Raw genomic sequence first — 22,776 nt, 5'->3', positions numbered from 1 at the left:
ACGGCAATGTTTATTACGGTTTAGAAAAAGACCGCGCTAACAGATGAATGTTAGCGCGGTCTTTTTGTGGATCAAAAGCTAATTATTTACTGTGGTTTATCGGGTACAGTCTCACTTTTATTCGCTATGACTTCAGTTGTCGCTTCTTCGGTTTCGCTTTCATAGTTTAACCAGAACAAAAACAGTTCATACCAAATCGCTAGGATAATCGCACCTAAGAACAAACCAATGATACCGGCAAACAACATGCCGCCGATTGCCCCGATCAAAATGACCGGCATAGGGACGTCGACACCGCGACCCATTAGCATAGGCTTGAGGAAGTTATCAGATAATCCGCCTGCTAATGCCCAGATAGTAAATAGGGTCGTACTTGTGCCATCTCCGGTTGAATAGACGTAAAAAATAACCGGAGCAACAATAAGCAAAGCAGGGAGCTGTGCGATACATAGAATCAGCGTGGCTAACGTAAGTAAACCAGCGGCAGGCACCTTAAACACGAACATTGCGGCGCCAATAATAACGGCTTGAATGAATGCGACACCGACTACGCCGAGTAAGACACTTCGAATGGTTGCGGCCATTAAGTTGGCCCATTGTTCAGCTTTTTTCCCGACCGCCCTGACTGCAACAGTTTCAAGAGCACCGGAGATTTTTTCTGCGTGCGCCATAAACCCACCCGCAATAGCTAAAGAAATGATGAACATGATTAAGCTGGTGAGTGCGCCACCTAAAATAGAAGCGATAGTACCTAAAAAGCTTTTAATCTCAGGAAGGAACTGCTGGATACCTTTTTCCAGATTTGTCGCAAATAGATTCCAAACAGTGTAAAGCTTGTCACCGATTACGGGTATCTCTGCGATTCTGTCGGTCGGGCCGGGTATTTTTATATTGCCACTTTGAATGATTTCCGTTGAATGGGCAACGCCTTCATAGAGCGACCCGGATACTAAGGCAAAAGGAATAACCAATACGCTGATTCCTATCAGGGTAACGGTCGTGGCGGCTAGTCCTCGTTTGCCCCCGTAGGTTCGTTCTAGCTTTTTCGTCAAGGGCAACAATGCCACTGCGATGATGGCTCCCCACAGTACTGGAATGATGAAAGGTTTAATGATGCCATAGGTAAAGTTAATCAACAGAATTAACAATCCAATACGAATGGCAGATTCCACCATGTTGTTGATAAAAACCTTGCTGTGACGTTGTTCTATTTGTTTATCCATCTTTAATGTTCCCTGTGCTCGATATTGGCACTAACTAAACTTGATACCACAATGGCCATATAAAATACGCCCGTGATAGCCTCCAAATATACGATAACCTTTGCTAACGGTGTGACTGGACTGATGTCGCCATAGCCCAAGGTTGTTAACGTAATAAAACTAAAATAGGCTGCATTGGAAAAGTTTTCTCCCCAAGATATTCTTTCCATGCCGGTAAATGCAGCCGGTGAAAATTCTAGAATCAATAAATAAACGATAGCCCACATTAGGCCGAGTAGAAGAAATAATGCGACAGAGCCGATAACTTTATTGGTATTCACCTCTCCCTTGAATAATACCTGCTTGGCAGTGCTTTGGAATGTGGTAAAGAAAAAAGTAAACGTTAGCGCTAACATCGCCACATCCATTTCTGGTATTTCAAATACACTTTTAACAACAAGAACCACAATCCATACCCCCATCAATAATGATAGAAGGTGGAACCATTTACGATCAAACCTTAAACTGGCTAAGCAGACAATAAACGTCCAAATGATAAAGGCTTGGAGAATATGCTCAATGATGCCACGACCGACTACTTCTGCAAGTGACGCACTGACCAGTAACGCCACCAATGATAGTGTCAGGTAGAAAAAATTATTGTTGTCATCGATTTTCTTAATCTGTTGCCCAGCTTTCCATTTCATCATTACGCCTTATTCCATTGGTTCGCTTTTATCGTCTTCGTGTTGCGTCACCATCACCGAAGCACTTAATCCAAACCGCAGTGCGACGCCTTCCGGTAGTTCATGTAGCGTTATTCGAACGGGGATGCGCTGCGCAAGACGAATCCACTGAAATACAGGGTTTACGTTAGGTAGTAGGTTATAGCCGACGGTCCCGTCAGTCGGCGCAATTCCCCAGCCGATAGAATCTACGGTGGCAGGAATCGGCTGATCGGGGTGAGACATTAACGTGACCTTTGCTTCGCTGCCAGGCTTGATACGACTAAGTTGGTTTTCTCTGAAAAAGCCAAACACCCAAAAACTGTTTTGATCGATAAGAGCGATAAGGGGTTGATTGGCCACCGCTTGAGTACCGTCGCGAATATCCAAATTGGAAATGAGACCATCTACGCTTGCATAGACTTTGGTGTAGCTAAGATTGAGTGCCGCAGAACGAATGTTCTCTTTAGACGCCTTGATTTGTAACAGCGATTCCTCATAAGCAATCTCTCGGCGCGTTAAGTCTTTGTGCGAAACGGCACCTTTGTCTTTCTTGCGAATATCAAGCAGTCGGTCATATTCAATTTTTTTACCCTTGGCACTGACAATTGCTCGCTCTAAGGCGATCTCAGCTTGTGACAGTGTCACTATGTAGGGTTCTGGGTCAATCTCAAACAACAGGTCATTTTGAGACACCATTTGATTGTCTTTTACTGCCACGTGAATGATTGGTCCAGATACTCGTGGCGCGACTTTGATAACGTTAGCTCGAACCTGTCCGTCTCGTGTCCATGGATTATGAAAGTATTCTTGATATTTGTGATAGCCAAACCAAACCGCAACACCGATTACAACAAGGTTAATTATTACGACAATTAGTTTTTTCATATGACCTAGAACCTTAAATAAAAGCTATCAATAGCAACGACATACACCACGAGTAAGGCTAAAAATGTCAGCGATGGGAAGACAACAAAACGCGCCAGTTTTGTCTTATTCAAAATAATCACTGTGATCCAAGTTGCACAGAGTGCAATAACCAACACTAATAGGAGTGGGGAGAAGTAGATATCCCCCCAAGCGAGTTCATGGGGCATTAGGGTTGCTCCTGTGGTGTTGCCTGCTTGTCACTGCTTATGGAAGGCATTGTGATTGCTTCTTCAGACAATTGATCACTCCAGTCAGTACGTTGTTTCATTTTTTCAACTAAATTAGGGGCGACAAACGCCTTACCTGAACGAACTTGCCAACCCCCACCAAGCGCTTTGTACAACGCAACGACCTGATTTGAAACATTGCCTTTTATCTGCGCGTAACTGTCTTCGCTTCGTGTCATTTTTTCTAATGAACTTAACAATCGCTCGAATGAGATCTGCCCATTTTCATATTGAGTCATAGAAATGTTAAAGGCTCGAATCGAAGAATCAACCGATTGGAGTCGCAAGGCTTGCTGCTCTTGGTATAGTTCATAGGCTTCCAGTGCGTTAGTCACTTCTTGAACGGCGAGCAGTACTTTTTTGTTGTAGTTGGTGATGGTTTCTTGGAAGCGTGCATCCTCAAAGCGAACGTTGTTTTTGATCCGTCCGTATTGGAAGATGTTCCAACTAAAACTTGGACCTGCGATAAGGGTCAGTGAATCACTAAAGCTAAAGCTACTGCCAGTTGGGGTTGTGCTGTTAATGCCTATCGAACCAAATAATGAAAAGCTAGGGTAGAGGGCCGCTTCGGCGACACCAATCTGAGCACTTTGAGCATGAGCTTGAAGTTCGGCGACTTGTAAATCAGGTCGTCTAAGCACCAAGTTGGCGTCGATATCAGGTGTTAATTCAGGGGCAGACGGAACGATTGAAAACGCATCACTCTCGCGGGCCGATACTTTTCGACCGCTGGCCTGAAATTGTTGCTCGTAAAGCGCAATTTTTTCTTCAATACCAGTGTGTAGTAGTGGGATGACGTCTTCTGGTAAGGTTCCAAGTAAAACAGCGAGCGCGTTTCTGGCTTGTAGCATGGCGACCTTAAGGCTTGGTAATGCGGCCATCGTGGTAAATAATTGGTTTTGTGCTTGTTGCACATCGAGTTCGGTTACATTGCCTGACTCAAACTGAACACGAGTGATGTTTACGACGCGCTGTTGTATCTCAATATTGCGTTGCGAAAGCAATACACGCTCTTGAAAGGTACGGTAGTTAATATAATTGCGCGCAACCTCTGAGGTAATGGTAACGAGTATGTCGTTGTAAGAGGCGATTGACGCGTAATAGCTTGCTTGTGCCGATTCGATCCCCCGTGCGTATTTTCCCCACACGTCCATCTCCCAACCCGTGTCGAAGGTGAGCGCCGCGTTATTGAATGAATGAGTGTTTTGATAGGCATACGCAAGGTTTCCGGACACCGCTTGCACTTGCGGATAACGAAATCCATCGGCAATACCGAGTACTGAGCGAGCTTGCAATATGCGCAGCCCAGCCGCTTCTACGTCAAGGTTTTGCTGAGAGGCTTGTGCGACCAGGCTATTCAGCGTTGGGTCCTGAAACTGTTGCCACCAAATGGCGGTGGAGAGGCTGTCTTGTTTTGTTTGCTCGGATGTCCAATGACTCGGCAGGGGCGTCGATTCGTTTTCGAGCTGAAAATCAGGACCAACCGTTGTGCATGCCGATAAAATGCCGGTAGCGAATAGAATCAAAGGTGAGCGGTAATTAAAGCTGGTCATTGTTCTATCCCTAAAAGCGGCGCTGTTTTAGGTTAGCAAACGCAAGTGATTGACTTGCGTTGTTCACCTGAATCAGAGATTCAAACACGTTGCGCTTCAAATTAAGAAACACGTAAAAGCTTGCGATGTCGTCTTGGCTATAGTTGTCCAAATCCAATCCTTGAAAAAATGATTCAATAGCTTGTTCTGTTTTACTGTATTCGTGGTGGAGCGAAGAAAATACACGGTGTCGCTTAGTTTGTTCACTGGGTGTTGATTCGGCCTGCGTGTTGTGCAGCCTAATTAGTTTTGGTATCACGGTATCGTGATGCTCCTGTCTAAGCTTAGTAATCAATGGGTTATTTTTCAGATTTGATTGAGCCATTAAAAGGTTGTTGGTGTGATTGACTAAGGTCTGGCATGCAGAAGCGTAGTGATTGAGTGACAAAGTGGTATTCTCCGAGAAGTATCGGACATCGATTTTACTGGCCCATAAAGTTTGTTTTTTTGCGGCAATATTCATTGTTTTTGCGTGTAATGGGATGAGCAGCCTATCTAACCAAGAAGGAGTCGGAGATTGAATACGACCAATTAGATGATATTGATGGCGAAACATACGCTCGCGAACGGTAAGAAATAGGTGCTCGGCTTTTGAGGAAAAAGGAAAGTAGTGTGAAAAAACAATCATGATAACGATTAAATAAAACAGCATCATAATGGTCATAATAATGCCGAAATGGTAGGTCATTTGATTATTGATGCCTAACGTGAATAGCCCCAACATGAAAAAAATCGTAATAGGGCCTTTAAATAAGTAAAAGCCAATAAAAGTATAGATAAAGAGAAACAATGCTAATTCAACGCCTAGTTCTAGCTGAGGAAGAACAAAAATGTAGGCAGGCACTGAGAAGACAAAACCAAAGGTAAATAATGCGCCCAACAGTTTTGGGTGCACTGGCATAAACGAAAGCAGTGACATAAAAATAGTGGAAAAAATAACGAAGCTATATCCGCCGGGAGGATTGATGAAGATCCATATCGCACTCGATACCCAGTACGTGATGAATACTTTAATGGCGGTTTTAAAATTCTCAGCGTCCCACCAAACGAACGTGCTTGGCGGTGGCTTAAGTTTTTCAGTGAAAGAGACCTGTTTGGTCATTGAATCAATACAGCTGATGGTTTCAGCGAGCCTGGATAACTGAGATTGAAGACGATTCATGACAAAAGCGAGGGTTAATGCCGTGGCTTTGCTGAGATGCTCAGCTTCGCCTAGTACCTCTGCATCAATTTCAATTTTGTTCTCGCTCGCTCGGTATGAAGAATCGGTGATGTGCCATTCGTCATGACAACGTTGAAACAATGCGTCGATATCATCAATAAACGCCTCATAATCTCGCATCATTGCTTGGCTATTACCATGATGAAAGTGACCGTGAGCGGTACTCACTAAGAGCTGCGTGACATTTTGCGTGTAGTGCAAGACAAGTTTCCATTCGCGAAGGTGAGCGGAAACCTCGCTGCATTCCTTGCTCACATTGGCAAAACGAAGTTCTAGCTCGTTTTGCGCCTTAAATAATGTGGCTATTTGCTTATCAATGCGTGTTTTTAGTTCTTTGGTCTCGGTAGAGGGTTTGACGTTGTCATCGTGGTTGGGTTGTGCAACTTCCGAGTGAATGTGGATGTTCAATAATGTCACGACAGATTCAAACAAATCCCTTTGAGTTTGTAGTGTTGTTTGGGTCATTTCGCGAAGGTTTTGTTCAATTTTATTCGGGAATAGATATGTGCCAACTAGCGTGTAGACCACTACGCCGAAAATGGTCATGTAAGCACGGTCAACGCCATAGATAAAGGCTCCTGTGGCATCTCCACCATTGGAGGTCATCAGGGTCATGACGCCCGTGAGCATGAACAGCGTTGGATCTTTTTGGTAGGCATTACGAAAATAAAAGATGAAGGAGACAATGACAGATACGCTCAGCATGTATAACAGGCGTTCTTGTGCGAATAACCCGACAAGGAGCAGCCCGATTACCGCGCCCACAACGGTTCCTAAAACACGAAGTGTCCCTTTCTCAAGAGATTCTCTTTGCCCGCCAACAGAGGCGATGAGCATAACGGTAGTGGCTGCTGTTGATGCCTGAGGCCACCCAAGTCCAAAAGGAATAAGGTACGCTAACGTTAAACTGACGGCGACTTTTGTCGCAAACTTAGTGTTGTTATTCATCGTCCATAATACAAATGACTAGCGTATCGGCAGCGCTAATGACGGCCTTACGAGTTAAAGGGTTAACCAAAATACAAGGGTAGATAACCACGATTTCGTTATTCGTTGACTATTGTTCTAACAATACGAAAATTATAGACACTAATTAGCTAGGTATTTGAAAATTATTACGAATAGTGCTTTTTATGAGAGGTTTTTAACGAAAAAAAGCGATGCATGAGCATCGCTTTAGTGGAAGGCGCATAAAGTTAAGCGTTCGCTTGTTTCAGTGCTTTTGCTTCTTTTCGCTTGAGCAAGCGGCTAGTTATTGTGCCGGCTGTCATTGCGCCAGATACATTGAGTGCCGTACGAGCCATATCGATAAGTGGTTCGATAGAAATCAACAGCGCAGCAATGGTGACTGGAAGCCCCATCGCAGGAAGAACAATCAAAGCTGCGAATGTAGCACCGCCACCAACGCCTGCGATACCAAATGAACTGATGGTGATAATACCAATAAGCGACAAGATGAAGTTAATGTCCATCGGGTCTATACCAACAGTTGGCGCTACCATTACGGCTAACATGGCCGGATAAATACCCGCACAGCCATTTTGACCAATCGTCGCACCAAATGACGCTGATAAGTTAGCGATCGCTGGTGGAACATTAAGCTTGGTGACTTGTGCCTCAACATTAAGTGGAATAGTGGCCGCTGAGCTACGAGAGGAAAACGCGAAGGTAAGTACGGGCCAAATTTTTTGGAAATATTCCTTTGGATTCACACCAACGAGAGAAACAAGAAGTCCGTGCACAACAAACATTAAGAAGATGGCAACGTAAGAAGCAACAATGAATCCAAGGAGGCTTAGGATGTCACCAGCGCTTGATGTTGCAACCACTTTTGCCATGAGAGCGGCGATACCATAAGGCGTCAGTGCCATGATCATCTTGACCAATCGCATTACGACTGACTGCGTCGCTTCGACAAAGTTACGAATTGGTGATTCAAGCTCCGCTTTTTCGACCATCACTTTACGTGCGGCGATACCGGTAAGTACACCAAAAATGACAACAGCGATAATGGATGTTGAACGCGAGCCAGTCAAATCAGCAAATGGATTGGTTGGAATAAAGCTGATGAGCATTTGAGGAATGCTAAGGTCCGTGACGCGATCAATTCGGTTTTCGAGTACGGCAATTCGAGCCGTTTCACGTGAGCCTTCAACAAGGCCTTCTGCACTCAAGCCAAAGGCCTGTGTGACAGCAATGCCTATAATCGCTGAAATAGCGGTTGTCGCAAGCAGTACCGATATGGTTAATCCACTGATTTGGCCCAGTGAACCACCTTTCTCGAGCTTGACCACAGCAGCAATCATTGACACGAGTACAAGGGGCATGATGACCATTTTTAATAAGCCGACATAGCCGCTGCCGACAATGCTCACCCATTCAAGCGTGGTTGCGATAGCGACACTGCCTTCACCGAAAACAAGTTGCAGCGCAAGTCCAAACGCACTGCCAAGCACCAAACCAAATAATACTAAGCGGGAGAGAGTGTTTTCTTTTTGTTGTTGTCCGTACAAGAAAAAGAGTATGCCCACAAATACCGCGAGTGATGCGATAACAGCAACTGACATATAAGCGTCCTTTATTTATATTCTAGCTTTTATAAAACCCTTATTTAACTAGGGTTTCAGGATATGAGTTCGCTAAGTTACCGATCTCGTGTAATCGTTAACAATAAATAAATGTCATTAGTTAGTGCTATAAGTTATATGTAAGACTCGTTATTACGTTCAGTGATTATAATCGGCGAGCATGTCTCGCATTTTTGCAGAATCATACGCGACGCATTTTGTACTTTCTTGGTTTATCAGACTATAAAGCATCGCCTTGGCAACAGACTCTGCCGGGATGGGGGTGAATTTACGTAATGGTCCTCTCATTATTGGGTTGATGACCTTGAACAGAGTTTGAACAAATTTCTCATCTGGTCGGAGGTTTGCTTCTCTTCCTGCAAGTGGACCTGGTTGGGCAAATACAACTCGTTGGAAATCCATCCCACAAATACGTGCCTCGACACGACCCTTGCACTTTAAATAGTGGGATAGCGAACGTGCCGATGCCCCTAAACTGGATACAACCGCTATGTGGGTTACCCCCACCATTTTCATCGTTTGCGCAACATCACAGACGAGCTCATAGTCGATTTTTTCTAATGCGGCTTTGCTACCTGCTTGTTTAAGCGTGGTGCCCAAACAAATAAAGCCAAGGGTGGGAGTGCACTGCAGTTGGTCCGAATCTGTGATTCTTAATGCACCATCTAGAATGACCTTTGTTTTATCTGATTCACTGTTGATAGGTGAGCGGCATAATGCGGTAATGGATTGTACATGTTGTGTTTGTTCTAACAGAGCAAGAAGTTTACTTCCCACTAAGCCAGAAGCGCCTGCAATCATGACATTAAAATGTTGCGTCATAAAAAAGTCCCTCAAGATAAACTATGAAGGACTATAGATAACATTTTACTTATGTGTTGTGATTGTCGTTAAGTTAATCCAATTCAATCAGACAATTGCATTACGACGAGTCGCAAGTGTTTACTAGACCACTTCTTCTTTTGTAAGATTTTGTCGGTGAAGTTTCTCTTTTAACACATCCATCGCCCCTTTTTGAATCTGACGAACACGCTCACGAGTGACGCCGACAATCATCCCCACTTCTTCCAGTGTTTTCGGAGTGTCATCAAGTAAACCAAAACGATGATAAAGAATAACGCGCTGTTTCTCGGGTAAGCTATCCACTAACTGAAGCAGGGCTTTATTAAGGTTTTGACTTACAATTTCACGCTCTGGCAGCTCAAAGACGTCATCGTCGTCAATGGTTTGCAAGTGATCTTTGCTATCACTATCATCATCCCAACCATTGTCGAGAGATAATGATTGCTCAGTGAGTTTTAAAAGCTTACTCACATCTTCAGGAGAGCGACCAGTCCGAGTGGCGATGTCTGCAGATGTAGGTTCGTGCTTCCCTTCTTTCCGCAGTTCTCGTTCCGCTTTGCTGCACTCTCGTATTTGTTTAGTAACGTGGACCGGGACTCTAATGGTTCTACCTTGATTCATGATCGCGCGATCAATAGATTGCTGAATCCACCATACCGCATAGGTCGAAAAGCGAAAGCCTAGCTCAGGGTCAAATTTATCGACAGCCTGGATCAGGCCAATGTTCCCTTCATTGATGAGATCATAGAAATCAACACCTCTTCCCATATAACGTTTGGCGGTACGAATAACCAAACGTAGATTGGAATTGATTAGGCTTTGTCGAGCCTGCGCATCGCCTGCACGAGCTTTACGTGCTATATGACGTTCGTCTTCGGCCGTCAGTAAGTGATGATTGGAGACTTCTTTGAAATAAGTAGTGCCGATATTGTGAGCATCATCATTTCTTGATTTTGAACTGCTATCCTTAGCTTGAACTGCACCCATAGATAATCCCTTCCTACTGCTTGTAATTATACTGATTGGATATTTATATCGCCTTATTGGCGCATTCGCTGTACGCCATACCCTTACGTTACAATAAAGTTAAAACAAATTACAATTGTTAATTTGTTAAAACATGCTATTTGTGCAATGAATTTTATGTTTCATACTAGTGAGCATGTTATTGATTTTTGCATCAATATGTTTACATTCGTATGGTGTGGCTTTATAAATGTTAACATTATTGCAGCTGGCAGATTCAAACAGAAAGTTTGACAGAGATACGATTTTGCGAAGACAAGGTTGTGACATCAAAACAGTGCATTAGACTTTAGTCGAAATGAGCACACTTATCGCCGCAGTTTAGGGTAGACAAAAAAATGAACAAACAATTACAACAGAAGCTTGAAGAACTATTGACGCTCGCAAAATCGCAAGGTGTATCCATCGTTGGTTTGGTTGATTCCCCGAACACTGAGCGTTGCCACATATTTAAGTCTATTGAAATCGATAGCAAGCAGGGTATTCGAAACCTTGACCAAGTGATGATGAAGCAACAATGTTCACGAGCTTTGGATGGATGCCAATCGTGCCATGTTGACTCGTCGAAAGTATCAGAAGACAGCTTGGCGCTGTTGTTTAGCGAACTCCAGCAAAAACACTGATAGCACCACTACGTTTTGCCGTGTGTCTAACGGCTCGTTATTCATAAAAGTCCTCGCGAGTCGAGGACTTTTTGGTAATGAAAAACGTTTCAATTTCCTTGGTTTACCTACTACTTACCAGTACACTGAACGAAAACCACTACGACGATTTTTGTTTAAGCAATAGATGGATAATCGAACACTCTCCAATCAAATCGTTATATGAGAATGGACTTATGCTAGATAAAAAATTCGACGCCCAGATTCAACATCGTATTGATCAAAAAACAAAGCCACTTGGAGCGCTAGGGGCGCTAGAAGGGCTTGCATTTCAGTTAGCTCAAATCCAAAGTAATCGAATAGGTAAGCTAATAGAACGAATAACTATCCACTCTCCTTCTGTTATTGTGTTCGCCGGTGATCACGGAATCGCCGACCAAGGTGTGAGTATTGCACCCAGCTCAGTGACCCACCAAATGGTGCTGAACTTTTTAGCAGGTGGTGCAGCAATTAATTGTTTTTGCCGTACTAATCAGTTGGATTTCAACGTGGTTGACTGCGGAATTCTAGAGGCGGTAGAGACAACGTCAAATGTGCTCATACGAAGCAGGGTTGGCGCCGGAACACACGATTTCTCAACTCAAGCCGCGATGTCTATGGAACAGGTAGCCCAGGGCTTAACAAGTGGCAGTGAATTGGTGACACGTAAAGTGGAAACAGGATGTGAGCTGTTAATATTTGGTGAAATGGGTATAGGCAATACCAGTTCAGCCTCGGCGTTGTTTTCTAGTCTTGCTCATGTTCCCGTTGAACAAAGTGTTGGTTTTGGTACTGGCATTACGTTGACGCAACTGGCAAGAAAGCGTGATTTAGTGCAACTTGGTCTCGAACGATGCGCCGATAAATCCGTGATGGAAGTACTCAGTGAAGTCGGCGGGTTTGAAATTGTCCATATGGTTGGTGCTTTTATCAGTGCCGCAGAGAATAAAGTACCCGTTTTAGTCGATGGGTTTATTGTGTCGGTTGCGGCTTACGTTGCCACAAAAATTGCACCTGAAACTCGTGATTATATGATTTTTGCGCATCGTTCTGACGAGGGTGCCCATAAGCTTGTTCTTGAGCGCTTACAAGCTCGCCCGCTATTAGATTTATCATTGAGATTAGGCGAAGGTACAGGCGCTGCTTTGGCGTATCCACTGGTTGCGTGCGCCGTTGAGTTTTATAACCATATGGCGAGCTTCGAGAGCGCTGGAGTCACGGTGTGAGTGACGAACACAAGTCGAGTTGGCTGCGCTATCAATGGCAGCTTTTTTGTTTGGCCTTGAGTTTTTTTTCGCGCCTGCCTATCCCCGCTGCTACGCCATACTCAAGTGAGCGAATGAACCGAGCGGGGCGATATTTCGCCTTAGTCGGACTGCTGCTTGGTTTGATTTGTGCCGTAGTATTCTCCGCGTTCAATGCGGTGTTGCCAACCTCTGTCGCCATTGTGGCGACAATGATTGTGAGTTTACTCTTAACGGGTGCTTTCCACGAAGATGGGTTAGCCGATATGGCAGACGGCATTGGTGGTGGAATGACACTAGAAAAGCGGCTCGTCATCATGAAAGACAGTCGTTTGGGTACTTATGGCGCAGCGACATTAATGATGGGCCTATTGCTGAAGTATGTGGCATTAGTTGAATTGAGCAGCGTGGTATCGTTATTTGCGGTTTGGATTGTTGGCTACACCACAAGCCGAGCGGTTGCGGCGTCATTCATCTCGACAATGCCCTATGTATCGGACCCCGAAGGCAGCAAAAGTAAGCCCCTTGCGAATACACAACACCCTAGCGAGCTGATTTTTTTGTCGGTTTGTGGGTTATTGCCTGCGTGTTTTATCAGTCTGGAGTTTACATTTTGGCTGATCGTTATTGCTATCGCATTCCATATCACATTTAAACGTTGGCTTCTGAGTCGAATCGGTGGCTATACCGGAGATTGCTTAGGGGCTGCTCAGCAAATTATGGAACTGTTGATTTACCTAGCACTTCTGATTCTAATTGGACAATAGGCGTACTGATAATGCCAATAGAGCTTGTTTTAGGTGGAGCGCGTTCAGGAAAGTCTCGATTTGCTGAGAATCGAGTACATGAACTCACCACACCTGAGAAATCGATGCATTACGTGGCAACCTCTGAAGCACTTGATGATGAAATGGTGAGTCGAATTGAGCACCATCAAGCACAACGCGGTGAGGGTTGGAAGGAGTGGGAATGCCCAACCAGTTTAGCCCTGCAATTATTGAGGTTTGATGAGGACGACGTTGTATTGATCGACTGCCTAACACTGTGGCTCAACAACGTGATTTATTATCAAGGGAAGGCGTGCTCAAATCAAAGCCTTCAAGAAGAGATTGAGGCCCTAGCGTTTGCGTTGCAACAGTGTTCCGCACACGTCATCCTTGTCTCTAATGAAGTGGGCATGGGGGTGGTGCCTATGGGGGAGGTAACACGCTTGTTTGTTGACAATGCGGGAAGAATGAATCAAATCATTGCCGCTGTTTCGCAACGGGTGGTCTTTGTTGCCGCTGGTTTACCTTTAGTCTTGAAATCAGGGGCTGATTAACGCTTCGCTCATTGCTTGGGTATTGTTGTTAGGTCCGTAAGTCGTGAACCATTAAGTGAAAGAATTGATGATTAATATCTATCTGCTTAGGCATGGGAAAGTTAATGGGGATGCTGCACTCTACGGACATACTGATATTCCAGTTTCCGTGACAGAGAATCGCCAGCTACTGACGCAATTGCAATCCGCATTAACGGGCATTAAAGAGGTACAGACCTCTCCACTTATTCGCTGTCAAAAGCTCGCCGAACAATATGCTCATTTACATCATTGCCCCTTAACCATTCATCCTGTGATGCGTGAGATGCACTTTGGAGATATAGACGGCGTTCCATTTAAGTCGATGACAGAACAGGAATGGTTAGCGGTTGAGCCTTTTTGGTCATCGCCTTCGCAGCATAGACTGCCTAACGCCGAATCCCTGACTGACTTCCATGCCCGTATTGTTCAATATTGGAAAGTGTTGGCCGCACAAAGCGTCGATACCTTAGTGGTCACCCATGGCGGTGTCATACGGATGATACTTGCGCATCTTCTTGCTATCGATTGGACGAATGCAAAATGGTATTCGACCTTGTCAATTCAAAATGGCTCACTGACTCATATTCAAATTAACCCAGACATGCCAGAACATATTCTCGTTAAAACGATTGGCGCGTCAATAAAAGGACCGACTGATGAATAAACCTATTTGGGATCTGACCATTGCTTATCGTGATCTTTCTGATTCAAAAGTTGAGCAGGACATTGAATTAATCCAACGTACGATAGAACTGCTTAACCGTCATCAAGACGAGCGTGCGCAAGTGACAGCCATGCAAAATGCTATTCAAACTAAGTCGGCAGCCAGCACACTTCTTGCGACAGTAAACACACTTGCAACTTGTTACGCGTCCACCAATGCTTCAAATACGCAAGCGAAACAATTGATTGGTCGAATTGCGCAACTTAGCTCGCAGTTAGATCAAGCGTTTACGCCGTATGAAAATACGTTGGCACTAGCGAACACTGATTTTATCGAACAGGTACTTGAGCACGAAGACCCAAGTGTGGCAGGACAAGGTTTCCAGATAGAATTGCTTCAACGCAAAGCGCAGACGCAATTGAGCATTCCAGAAGAGCAATTACTTTCTGCAATGCAAGTCGATGGAAGAGATGCATGGGGGCGCCTGTACGATAATGTTACTGGTGCTTTGCAGATCACAATGATCACCGAACAAGGTCCTGAAACAGTTGGCTTTTCACAGGCTGCTAGTCTTTTATACGGCAGCGAATTTTCAAAACAACAGGCGGCTTGGGAAGGCATTCAAACGGCGATGAAACAAAACGCTACCTCGTTTGCCGCAATTTTGAATGCCCTAGCGGGATGGCGCTTGAATGAAGCGAAGAAACGGTCGGCTCAGCAAGACGAACATTTCTTAGATTCCAGCTTGAGGGAGAATCGTATTCAACGAGAAACCCTTGATGCAATGATGTCGGTAGCGAAATCAAATCAACACATAGGACAACGCGCTGGCCGATTAATGGCTCGGGTACATGGTAGTGATAAGATGACGCCATGGAATCATTTAGCGGCCATGCCGTCGCTTAATGATAGCGAGCCACAGGTCTACTCATTTTCTGAAGGCATTGAGGTCATTAAATCTGCCTTTTTAACCGTAGACCCTGCTATGGCCGAGTTTGTTCAAACGATGGTCGATAACGGCTGGATAGACGCGGAACCATCAGAAAATCGCCGATTAGGCGCGTACTGTACAAAACTCGCGGCCACGAGGACACCACTTGTCTTCATGACCTGGGGTGGCAGTCGTTCAGATTTACTCACTTTGGCTCATGAGCTCGGCCATGCTTTTCATAACTGGGTAATGAGAGACCTACCACTTTGTCGTACTCGATATCCGATGACACTGGCAGAGACCGCCTCGATCTTCGCTGAAAATATAGTGCGTGATTACCTATTAAGCCATGCCAGCACACCGGAACAGAAACTCGAAATGCTCTGGGAAGAATTATCGTCGGCGTATGCGCTCACCATCAATATTCCCGTCCGGTATGAATTTGAAAAGGCTTTTTATCAAGCTCGAGAAGAAGCAGAGCTCGATTCCGACCAACTATGCCAATTGATGTCTGAGACATGGCAGGCTTGGTATGGAGACTCAATGGAGGGGCAAGATCCTTACTTTTGGGCAAGCAAACTTCACTTCAGCATCTCGGAATTGAGTTTTTACAACTACCCGTATCTGTTTGGTTACCTGTTTAGTTTAGGCGTCTATGCACAGCGTCCAGCTAAAGGGGAGACATTCTACCCTGATTATGTCGCGCTACTGCGTGATACAGGGTCTTATGTGGCGGAACAGGTGGTGTCTAAACATATGGGGAGTGACTTAACTCAATCGACGTTCTGGCAAGAAAGTATGGCGAGATTGGAACAAAAAGTAGATGAATTTGAAGCATTATTGAACGAAGTATCACGGTGAATCTGCTTTGATGCAAAGTAACATTTCGCGTGAAAATGGGAAACAAAGTTCAATAAATGGTGAGTGGTGTGGATGATTTGTCATCAAATAGAAGTAAATCTTGTTTTCAAACATGATTTACTTCTATAAACGCGATCCGCTCCCTATAAATTTGCGTAATGATTCATTACCATACCGCTGTTAGATAGGGAGCAGCGCATGACGAAATCGTTTTTTCGCCAATCATTTCTTAAAGATACGCTCGAAACCCATGTTGAGTTTCAAGCTAAATCCATGGTGACCGATTCCGGTGCAAAAATGGATCTTACTCATCGTGGAATATTGGAAGTAACACCTAGTACGATAAATAAACACAGCAAGCACATCATTATTTCTTGCGGTATTCATGGCGATGAAACAGCGCCGATGGAACTGGTAGACAAAATGGTGGAAGATATCGAGTCGGGTTTTCTTAAATTAAATGCTCGTTGTCTTTTTATCATTGCTCATCCAGAGTCGACGAATAAGCATATCCGCTACATCGATGAAAACTTAAATCGTTTGTTTGACGAGCGTTCGCATCCAATGAACCGTGAAGTGGCGATTGCTAAACATTTAAAGTCACAGGTGAGTGCGTTTTATCAAGACACGCCTGAGTCTCAACGTTGGCATTTAGACCTACACTGTGCGATTCGAGCTTCTGCCCATTACTCATTTGTGGTGAGCCCTAAAACACGCCACCCGGTTCGCAGCAAGGCTTTATTTGATTATGTCGCCAGCGCGCACATTGATGCGACGCTATTATCGAATGCGCCCTCAAGCACCTTCAGTTGGTATTCGGCTGAGAATTTTGCAGCACAAGCGCTGACAATGGAGCTTGGCCGTGTCGCAAAGATTGGCGAGAATAATCTAGAAAAGCTGTTAGCATTTGACATCGCAACAAGAGACTTGCTGTCTTCAGAAGTCGCGGAGCATATCGCAAAACCTCCAGTCATGTATCGAGTCTCACGAACCATCGTGCGTCAGCAAGAAGACTTCGATTTTTTGTTTGATGAGCAGGTAGAGAATTTCACCGAATTCAAACATGGCGAAGTGTTTGGGCATGATGGCGATAAGCCATTAATGGCAAAAAATGATCATGAGGCGATTGTTTTTCCAAACCGTCGAGTCGAGGTCGGCCAGCGTGCTGCACTCATGGTGGTAAAAGTAGCCATTCGCTACGAGGATGACCAACTGGTCTACGATTAGCAAAAAACAGTGGCGTATTTTAACGCCACTGTTATTCTCCCTCATATGAAATTCAATCAGTTACTGAATCAAAACCAAAGACGTTGGCGTACGCTTATTGCAGCGATGAGCATCGTCTTAATAGGTTGCGCTTTTCTTCACCTTTCTGTAGGTGAAATACTTATTAATCCATTCTCGCCACAAACAAAGCTTGAATCTAGGTTGCTTTACGATCTCAGGTTACCGCGCTTGCTTGCCGCCGCCGCGATTGGTGCAGCACTTGCGTTGTCTGGAGCGGCACTTCAAGTGCTGCTCGGGAACGTACTTGCAGAGCCGGGTGTCCTCGGGATTTCCGGGGGCGCAAGCCTAGGTATGGTGTTGGTTCTGTTTGTATTGCCGGTCGCCGCAACCCCTGTTGCATTTATGTTGGCTGGTGTCGGCGGTGCCTTGTGTTTTACCTTACTACTCGTTGGCATGGCTCGCGCGATGCGTTTAACGACGACCCGGCTATTGTTGGTGGGCGTAGCGCTGGGGATTCTATCGAGCGCTGTGGTTACTTGGGCATTTTATTTTAGTGACGATCTTAGTATTCGTCAGCTGATGTATTGGTTGATGGGCAGTGTTGGCGGTGTGAGTTGGTATCAACACAGCCTGACACTGATTATGATCCCGGTTGCGATCTGGTTGTGCAGCAAAGGTTCCATTCTTGACAAATTAATGGTGGGCGAGGTGCACGCTCAACAACTTGGTGTGGATGTACATCGTATCCGTTGGCAATTAATCCTGGCTGTATCACTGCTGGTGGGCGGATCGGTTGCTTTGGGGGGCGTGATCAGTTTTGTTGGTCTAGTGATCCCTCATCTTCTCCGCCTAGCTTTCGGTACTGAAAACAAATACTTATTGCCGTTATCTGCGGTGTCAGGCGCTGCCTTGTTGGTGGTTTCTGACATACTGGCTCGTATCGTGCTCGATTCTGCAGAACTGCCCGTGGGCGTTATGACAACGACCATAGGGGCGCCTGTATTTATTTGGATGTTGGTAAAAAGTCATGATACAGGTTCATAATTTATCCGTGGGCACTCGCTTACTGCCGTTATCCGTTTCGATTCCGGAAGGGAAGCTGACGCATATTATTGGGCCAAATGGTAGTGGGAAAAGTACCTTCTTGTCTGCGTTGACGGGTATCTTAGAGGCTGAGGGACAGGTCACGATTGATGACAAAGCGGTGTCGTCGTTGTCGCTAGCGGATTTGTCACTGTTGAGGGCGTATCTAAACCAGTCGTCACGCCCGGCTTTTAATATGCCGGTTTACCAATATCTGTCTCTGTCCATTCCTAGTTGTTGCGACGGGCAAAATACGCAAGTGAATCACGCGGTGTCAGAAATAACGGCATTGCTGAATTTGACGTCGATGCTCACTCGAACTGTCCATCATCTTTCCGGAGGGGAGTGGCAACGAGTCAGACTGGCCGCATGTTGCTTACAAATCTGGAAACCGATTAACCCTTTCGCCAAACTGCTTGTTCTCGATGAACCTTCAGCGCCATTAGATGTAGGGCAAGAAAAGTACTTACATGAAATGATCGCGCGGATCATGGAGCAAGGGACGGCTGTCGTGGTGGCGAATCATGATCTTAACGTTACTTTAAGGCGTGCCGATCATGTGGTGATGTTGAACAATGGTGTATTGGTACAACAGGGTAGTAGTGACGAAGTATTGACTGCGAGTAATGTTGGCCAAGTCTATTCCACTCAAGCGCAGCGCGTCACGATACACGGTCGAGAATACTTGCTGTTTGATGAGTAGTTGTTGAAATAATAAAAATGAGTGACAGTAAAGGGCCAAATAAGGCCCTTTAAACGGCAAATTTATTAACTATGCATGCAGTAGTTACTTAAACAATGGGTGCTAAGTCAGCAGGGCGATAATACACCGACTTTAAAACCTTACCTTTACGAATTGTTTTCGCTTCTGAGATAAAATCTTCGGCACATTTAGCAATGACATACGCGCCTTTTTGCACAGACATCAACGTAATACCTTGCTTGGCGTAGTGTGCTTCTGTTTCTGCATATTCAGCTTCACTGCGGCACACTTTACTCATATTGCTTGAGTGAATCTCGTCCCAGCACTTGATAAAGTCTATGTTGCGGTTGGCAGCGACATGCAGCAGAAGTTCGATTAAATAACTAATCGCAACGTTCGCCTCAACCTTGTCATTGCCAAGGTGAACCAATCTTCCCATCAAGACGTAAACCGAATCAATAATAGCGTCGGCTTGCTCGATTTTTGAATCGGCTTCCGCCAGCTCCGTCATCTCTTCAATGGCTAGCGAGCTATGTAACATATCGGCCGCATCATCTAACGAAGACGGCGCATTCACTGGAAGATCAAATGTGGTACGAAACTCCGTGATATCTTGATATAAATGGTCAAATATTTCTTGGGTAAGTTTAGTTAAGTTCATCGGTTCTTTTTCGTTAGATTACAATGAAAATGATCCTATCAAAGGGCGTTGTTGATAGCTAGCTGAAGTTAGGCACAGAGGAACTTTCGCGAGCCAGTAATTTATTTCACTAAGTGAAATAAATTACTGGCTGTGATATTGTTATGCGCTAATGTGATGAAAACAATATTGCGCAACGAATAAGCAATTCATATACTTAACTTTGAATTATAACAATAGAGTGAATATGCTCGGTTGTTTACGGTTTGGCTTAGTTCACCTCAATGACAGGTGAATTAGGTAACCAGTTTCAAAAGGTACACGTACTTTTTGGAAACGACGTTTTGGAATTAGGGTCCCGAATCGTCACAAAAAGCCATCTCGAAAGAGGTGGCTTTTTACCTTTGATTCTTTGAAATGGTGCCTGAGACACTATTTGACCGACGCCATTTACAGGTCGTGGGCATTATTCAAATTCAGGCAACTCTTGGTAAAAATTATCAAAGGTTCCCCAAAGGTGAAGCAGTTGGGTTAAATGCCTATCTTCAATAAACTTGGCGTTAATATGCTCTTGCTCGCTAAGCAGTACCAGAAAATGGCTGGTGACATCTTTCGCACTAGGGATGGCATGCCATTGTTCCAATAATTCCGATTTGGTTGCTTGATTAAAACGAGCGAGCTCGATCCCGCTGTCATCATTTTTGATGAAGACGGCAAGAGACATTCCCATAATTACCTCAGTGTAACGTGCTGTTGTTGATAGGGATGTTAGCAGTAAATAGTTTACCGATCACTATATGGAATAATGATTTTTGTGTACATTTGTAAGACGTTAATCATCACCTTTGTCGCCTGTTAAAGGTTGCGATTAAGACTAAGTTGCGATTAAGACTAAGGCTCAGTTAGAAACGTTGGTTTAGATTAAGGGTAGTGAAGGCCGCTATTCCGAAGTGGTCATTTGTTGAGTTGCATTAACGAGCTGTGTGTTGTGTTGTGTTGAATCCATCACATCGTAAGTGATGACGTATGTAACAAGTAATACAAGCGGAATAAATTTAATCCAAGCTTTCATGGTGATAGTCTCCAAAGGTCATTATCTAGAAACTATCACTCACCGAAAACCAGTGAAATGGCTATTATTGAAATGTAACTTTACTGTCTTCGCGTTTATGTTCTAACTAGCGAATAAATAAGGGAAAAGCTTTTTACGCTCGACTTCGTCAAGACGGCTTACTCGCTCGATATTATTGTCTGGGATGGCATCAGGCTCTGGGTAGTGTTTAAGCACTCTTTCCATGCTAGCTTCACGAATCAGGTGGAAAATGGGGTAAGGAGAACGATTGGTTAGGTTTTCATCATCCTCTGGTGCCGCGCCTCCAAAACAATAATTGGGATGGAACGTGGCAACTTGATAAATGCCATCCCAACCATTCTGTTTAATGAGCGCTTCTACCCAATCAATGAAAAAGTTGTAGTCCATGAAGTCATCTAACATATTGGGCACGACGACCAGCGTCGTCTCAAGATCCTGTGGCTCAGTCTGCTCAAGCAGCATTAGCTCTCCAAGTATATCTTCCAATAAACCTTCTTCTTTGTCGGCCAAGCTCACAAACGTCTTGATTTGTTTGTTGCGCTCAGGCTTTGCAGCAAATGGGCATAGATTCAGCCCAATCACCACGTCTTTTAGCCATTGCTGAACTTGTTCTTCTATGAGGACGACTTCTTTACGTAACGACATAACACTCTACCGATATAATGATTAACCCGATTATATGATCGCTGACGATCTTTCGCTAATACTAGCCAAATAATTTTCGTTAAGCAGAATGAAGAGGTACTTGAGGTCGGTCACTGACCAATTTAAGTTTCCAACAAAGACCGAATAGAATCAGGTATAACACTGAGCCGCCTTCGACGACGCCTAACCATTGATTGTGCTGCCAGCAGTACAGTAAAAAGAAACCACCTAAACTGCCGCCGATATAGTAATGCACCAAATATAGGGCGGTGGCCGTGGCTTTTGCCGTAGTGGCTTTTTGGCTGACCCACGCGTAAGCGAGTGTATGAGTAAAGAATGCGCCACCGCTAATCATCAATAAGCCAATAATCATAGCGGGTATGGTGTCAATAATCGCCACTAACATTCCACATAAACTGATCGTTGCACCAAATGCCATGCCAAATAAGGGTGAGAAATGGCGACGCCATAGACCACTCCACTTGGACGAAATGGTTCCGGAGAGATAACAAAGAAATATTAATGAGGCTATCGCGATAGGCAAATTATGTGGGTGGCTCACCAAGCGAAATCCCATCACAGAGTAAAGATTAACGAAAAGCGAAAAGTTGACCCCGCCGATGAGCATTGCTAGCCAAATTTTGGTGTTTGATAAATGGCTAACGAGTGCCCGATTATGATGATAAAACAATCCTTTCGTTGGTTTGAAGTGTTGTTGAGGGGGCAGTAACCAAGCGACAATCAATACGCAAATGAAGGTAAAAATAGAGATGACAATGACGGCTGTTTGCCAGTTAAATAGGTCGGTTAATACCCCCCCAGCGATTCGTCCCGCAATACCACCTAAAGAATTGGCAGCAATATAGCCACCAATGGCGGTACCAAAAGCTTCACTAGAAAGCTCTTCTACCATATAGGCAACCGCAACCGAGGCGAAGGCGGCAAGTGCGAACCCCATCATAGCGCGCAGTATTACCAAAGATAATAGACTTTCAGTTAGCAGCATTAACCCACCAATGATAGGGACCATCAATAGACCGGTTAACATTACAAATCGACGGCCCATACTTTCTGAGCTGATTGCCCACGGAACAAGGCAGACGGACAACGCAAGTGTAGAGGCGGCAAACACCCAGTTGATTTGTGTTTCTGATACGGAAAAATGCTGCGCCAATTGAGGAAGAATAGGTTGGAACAGGTACAAGTTACAGAATACTAAAAAGGAACCTAAGGATAAGCCCCACGTGACTCGGTTATATTCCGTTGAGTGCCGCTCAATCACAGTTTGCCTCTCTTATCCTGTTCGAATTCGTTATGTCGTTGCCGGTGCTGTTTGTGTCCAGATAA

At 44.6% G+C, this 22,776-nt stretch carries 23 protein-coding genes; 9 read left to right on the top strand and 14 right to left on the bottom strand.

Annotation, left to right across the window (positions count from 1 at the left end; translation table 11 throughout):
* Positions 1 to 86: 86 nt before the first annotated feature.
* The 9 genes from AB4405_RS08515 to AB4405_RS08475 form a co-directional block, all read right to left on the bottom strand.
* On the bottom strand, positions 87 to 1,223 hold the full coding sequence (locus tag AB4405_RS08515) for an AI-2E family transporter (RefSeq protein ID WP_372060429.1): 1,137 nt from the start codon (positions 1,221 to 1,223) through the stop codon (positions 87 to 89).
* Positions 1,224 to 1,225: 2 nt separating this feature from the next.
* Positions 1,226 to 1,912: a potassium channel family protein gene (locus tag AB4405_RS08510; RefSeq protein WP_372060428.1), complete on the bottom strand. Its 687-nt coding sequence runs from the start codon at positions 1,910 to 1,912 to the stop codon at positions 1,226 to 1,228.
* Positions 1,913 to 1,918: 6 nt separating this feature from the next.
* Positions 1,919 to 2,815, bottom strand: a complete 897-nt coding sequence (locus AB4405_RS08505; RefSeq protein ID WP_372060427.1) for an efflux RND transporter periplasmic adaptor subunit — start codon at positions 2,813 to 2,815, stop codon at positions 1,919 to 1,921.
* A gap of 5 nt (positions 2,816 to 2,820) precedes the next feature.
* The gene (locus tag AB4405_RS08500) at positions 2,821 to 3,024 is read right to left on the bottom strand and encodes a DUF1656 domain-containing protein (RefSeq protein WP_102470561.1); all 204 of its coding nucleotides are present in this window, start codon (positions 3,022 to 3,024) and stop codon (positions 2,821 to 2,823) included.
* Positions 3,024 to 4,637, bottom strand: coding sequence for an efflux transporter outer membrane subunit (locus AB4405_RS08495; protein WP_372060426.1), 1,614 nt, complete (start codon positions 4,635 to 4,637; stop codon positions 3,024 to 3,026). Before AB4405_RS08495 ends, AB4405_RS08500 begins: the two co-directional genes overlap by 1 nt.
* A gap of 10 nt (positions 4,638 to 4,647) precedes the next feature.
* Positions 4,648 to 6,846, bottom strand: coding sequence for an FUSC family protein (locus AB4405_RS08490; RefSeq protein ID WP_372060425.1), 2,199 nt, complete (start codon positions 6,844 to 6,846; stop codon positions 4,648 to 4,650).
* A 248-nt stretch (positions 6,847 to 7,094) separates the two neighbouring features.
* Positions 7,095 to 8,465 (bottom strand): L-cystine transporter, encoded by a 1,371-nt coding sequence (locus AB4405_RS08485; protein ID WP_372060424.1) that lies wholly within the window; start codon positions 8,463 to 8,465, stop codon positions 7,095 to 7,097.
* A 159-nt stretch (positions 8,466 to 8,624) separates the two neighbouring features.
* On the bottom strand, positions 8,625 to 9,308 hold the full coding sequence (locus tag AB4405_RS08480; RefSeq protein ID WP_372060423.1) for an oxidoreductase: 684 nt from the start codon (positions 9,306 to 9,308) through the stop codon (positions 8,625 to 8,627).
* Positions 9,309 to 9,431: 123 nt separating this feature from the next.
* Entirely contained in the window at positions 9,432 to 10,316 is an 885-nt protein-coding gene (locus tag AB4405_RS08475; RefSeq protein WP_372060422.1) for an RNA polymerase sigma factor RpoD/SigA, read from the bottom strand.
* 377 nt (positions 10,317 to 10,693) lie between these two features.
* Here AB4405_RS08475 and AB4405_RS08470 point away from each other — a divergent pair, with 377 nt between their 5' ends.
* From AB4405_RS08470 to btuD, 9 genes are all read left to right on the top strand, one after another.
* Entirely contained in the window at positions 10,694 to 10,978 is a 285-nt protein-coding gene (locus AB4405_RS08470; RefSeq protein WP_372060421.1) for a hypothetical protein, read from the top strand.
* Positions 10,979 to 11,193: 215 nt separating this feature from the next.
* On the top strand, positions 11,194 to 12,222 hold the full coding sequence (gene cobT, locus AB4405_RS08465) for a nicotinate-nucleotide--dimethylbenzimidazole phosphoribosyltransferase (RefSeq protein ID WP_372060420.1): 1,029 nt from the start codon (positions 11,194 to 11,196) through the stop codon (positions 12,220 to 12,222).
* Entirely contained in the window at positions 12,219 to 13,007 is a 789-nt protein-coding gene (locus AB4405_RS08460; protein WP_372060419.1) for an adenosylcobinamide-GDP ribazoletransferase, read from the top strand. Before cobT ends, AB4405_RS08460 begins: the two co-directional genes overlap by 4 nt.
* A gap of 11 nt (positions 13,008 to 13,018) precedes the next feature.
* Positions 13,019 to 13,561 (top strand): bifunctional adenosylcobinamide kinase/adenosylcobinamide-phosphate guanylyltransferase, encoded by a 543-nt coding sequence (cobU, locus tag AB4405_RS08455; protein ID WP_372060418.1) that lies wholly within the window; start codon positions 13,019 to 13,021, stop codon positions 13,559 to 13,561.
* 67 nt (positions 13,562 to 13,628) lie between these two features.
* Positions 13,629 to 14,246, top strand: coding sequence for a histidine phosphatase family protein (locus tag AB4405_RS08450; protein WP_372060417.1), 618 nt, complete (start codon positions 13,629 to 13,631; stop codon positions 14,244 to 14,246).
* Positions 14,239 to 16,038, top strand: coding sequence for a M3 family oligoendopeptidase (locus AB4405_RS08445; protein ID WP_372060416.1), 1,800 nt, complete (start codon positions 14,239 to 14,241; stop codon positions 16,036 to 16,038). The genes AB4405_RS08450 and AB4405_RS08445 overlap by 8 nt, the downstream gene beginning before the upstream one ends.
* Positions 16,039 to 16,236: 198 nt before the next feature.
* Entirely contained in the window at positions 16,237 to 17,265 is a 1,029-nt protein-coding gene (locus AB4405_RS08440) for a succinylglutamate desuccinylase (RefSeq protein ID WP_102470573.1), read from the top strand.
* A 45-nt stretch (positions 17,266 to 17,310) separates the two neighbouring features.
* Positions 17,311 to 18,309, top strand: coding sequence for a vitamin B12 ABC transporter permease BtuC (gene btuC, locus AB4405_RS08435; protein ID WP_372060690.1), 999 nt, complete (start codon positions 17,311 to 17,313; stop codon positions 18,307 to 18,309).
* Positions 18,293 to 19,051: a vitamin B12 ABC transporter ATP-binding protein BtuD gene (gene btuD, locus AB4405_RS08430; protein ID WP_372060415.1), complete on the top strand. Its 759-nt coding sequence runs from the start codon at positions 18,293 to 18,295 to the stop codon at positions 19,049 to 19,051. Before btuC ends, btuD begins: the two co-directional genes overlap by 17 nt.
* 88 nt (positions 19,052 to 19,139) lie before the next feature.
* On the opposite strand, the gene AB4405_RS08425 is transcribed toward btuD, so the two are convergent.
* The 5 genes from AB4405_RS08425 to AB4405_RS08405 form a co-directional block, all read right to left on the bottom strand.
* The gene (locus tag AB4405_RS08425; protein ID WP_102470575.1) at positions 19,140 to 19,712 is read right to left on the bottom strand and encodes a nucleoside triphosphate pyrophosphohydrolase family protein; all 573 of its coding nucleotides are present in this window, start codon (positions 19,710 to 19,712) and stop codon (positions 19,140 to 19,142) included.
* 445 nt (positions 19,713 to 20,157) lie between these two features.
* Entirely contained in the window at positions 20,158 to 20,421 is a 264-nt protein-coding gene (locus AB4405_RS08420; RefSeq protein WP_372060414.1) for a hypothetical protein, read from the bottom strand.
* A gap of 210 nt (positions 20,422 to 20,631) precedes the next feature.
* Positions 20,632 to 20,763: a hypothetical protein gene (locus AB4405_RS08415; protein WP_372060413.1), complete on the bottom strand. Its 132-nt coding sequence runs from the start codon at positions 20,761 to 20,763 to the stop codon at positions 20,632 to 20,634.
* Between the two features lie 102 nt (positions 20,764 to 20,865).
* On the bottom strand, positions 20,866 to 21,429 hold the full coding sequence (locus AB4405_RS08410; protein WP_372060412.1) for a DUF1415 domain-containing protein: 564 nt from the start codon (positions 21,427 to 21,429) through the stop codon (positions 20,866 to 20,868).
* Positions 21,430 to 21,508: 79 nt separating this feature from the next.
* Positions 21,509 to 22,711, bottom strand: a complete 1,203-nt coding sequence (locus AB4405_RS08405) for an MFS transporter (protein ID WP_372060411.1) — start codon at positions 22,709 to 22,711, stop codon at positions 21,509 to 21,511.
* Positions 22,712 to 22,776 lie beyond the last annotated feature (65 nt).

It is taken from the genome of Vibrio sp. 10N.261.51.F12, assembly GCF_041471725.1.
Lineage (GTDB): Bacteria > Pseudomonadota > Gammaproteobacteria > Enterobacterales > Vibrionaceae > Vibrio.
The sequence above is the reverse complement of the archived record's forward strand: the minus strand, read 5'-3'. Positions and strand labels throughout refer to the sequence as shown.

What these genes read in the sequence shown, in the direction of transcription:
- AB4405_RS08480 (WP_372060423.1), bottom strand. Translation starts at nt 9,308, where the DNA reads ATGACGCAACATTTTAATGTCATGATTGCAGGCGCTTCTGGCTTAGTG.
- AB4405_RS08515 (WP_372060429.1), bottom strand. Translation starts at nt 1,223, where the DNA reads ATGGATAAACAAATAGAACAACGTCACAGCAAGGTTTTTATCAACAAC.
- AB4405_RS08475 (WP_372060422.1), bottom strand. Translation starts at nt 10,316, where the DNA reads ATGGGTGCAGTTCAAGCTAAGGATAGCAGTTCAAAATCAAGAAATGAT.
- cobU (WP_372060418.1), top strand. Translation starts at nt 13,019, where the DNA reads ATGCCAATAGAGCTTGTTTTAGGTGGAGCGCGTTCAGGAAAGTCTCGA.
- AB4405_RS08410 (WP_372060412.1), bottom strand. Translation starts at nt 21,429, where the DNA reads ATGTCGTTACGTAAAGAAGTCGTCCTCATAGAAGAACAAGTTCAGCAA.
- AB4405_RS08425 (WP_102470575.1), bottom strand. Translation starts at nt 19,712, where the DNA reads ATGAACTTAACTAAACTTACCCAAGAAATATTTGACCATTTATATCAA.
- AB4405_RS08510 (WP_372060428.1), bottom strand. Translation starts at nt 1,912, where the DNA reads ATGATGAAATGGAAAGCTGGGCAACAGATTAAGAAAATCGATGACAAC.
- AB4405_RS08415 (WP_372060413.1), bottom strand. Translation starts at nt 20,763, where the DNA reads ATGAAAGCTTGGATTAAATTTATTCCGCTTGTATTACTTGTTACATAC.
- AB4405_RS08500 (WP_102470561.1), bottom strand. Translation starts at nt 3,024, where the DNA reads ATGCCCCATGAACTCGCTTGGGGGGATATCTACTTCTCCCCACTCCTA.
- AB4405_RS08440 (WP_102470573.1), top strand. Translation starts at nt 16,237, where the DNA reads ATGACGAAATCGTTTTTTCGCCAATCATTTCTTAAAGATACGCTCGAA.
- AB4405_RS08490 (WP_372060425.1), bottom strand. Translation starts at nt 6,846, where the DNA reads ATGAATAACAACACTAAGTTTGCGACAAAAGTCGCCGTCAGTTTAACG.
- AB4405_RS08470 (WP_372060421.1), top strand. Translation starts at nt 10,694, where the DNA reads ATGAACAAACAATTACAACAGAAGCTTGAAGAACTATTGACGCTCGCA.
- AB4405_RS08445 (WP_372060416.1), top strand. Translation starts at nt 14,239, where the DNA reads ATGAATAAACCTATTTGGGATCTGACCATTGCTTATCGTGATCTTTCT.
- AB4405_RS08505 (WP_372060427.1), bottom strand. Translation starts at nt 2,815, where the DNA reads ATGAAAAAACTAATTGTCGTAATAATTAACCTTGTTGTAATCGGTGTT.
- AB4405_RS08450 (WP_372060417.1), top strand. Translation starts at nt 13,629, where the DNA reads ATGATTAATATCTATCTGCTTAGGCATGGGAAAGTTAATGGGGATGCT.
- AB4405_RS08495 (WP_372060426.1), bottom strand. Translation starts at nt 4,637, where the DNA reads ATGACCAGCTTTAATTACCGCTCACCTTTGATTCTATTCGCTACCGGC.
- cobT (WP_372060420.1), top strand. Translation starts at nt 11,194, where the DNA reads ATGCTAGATAAAAAATTCGACGCCCAGATTCAACATCGTATTGATCAA.
- AB4405_RS08485 (WP_372060424.1), bottom strand. Translation starts at nt 8,465, where the DNA reads ATGTCAGTTGCTGTTATCGCATCACTCGCGGTATTTGTGGGCATACTC.
- btuC (WP_372060690.1), top strand. Translation starts at nt 17,311, where the DNA reads ATGAAATTCAATCAGTTACTGAATCAAAACCAAAGACGTTGGCGTACG.
- AB4405_RS08420 (WP_372060414.1), bottom strand. Translation starts at nt 20,421, where the DNA reads ATGGGAATGTCTCTTGCCGTCTTCATCAAAAATGATGACAGCGGGATC.
- btuD (WP_372060415.1), top strand. Translation starts at nt 18,293, where the DNA reads ATGATACAGGTTCATAATTTATCCGTGGGCACTCGCTTACTGCCGTTA.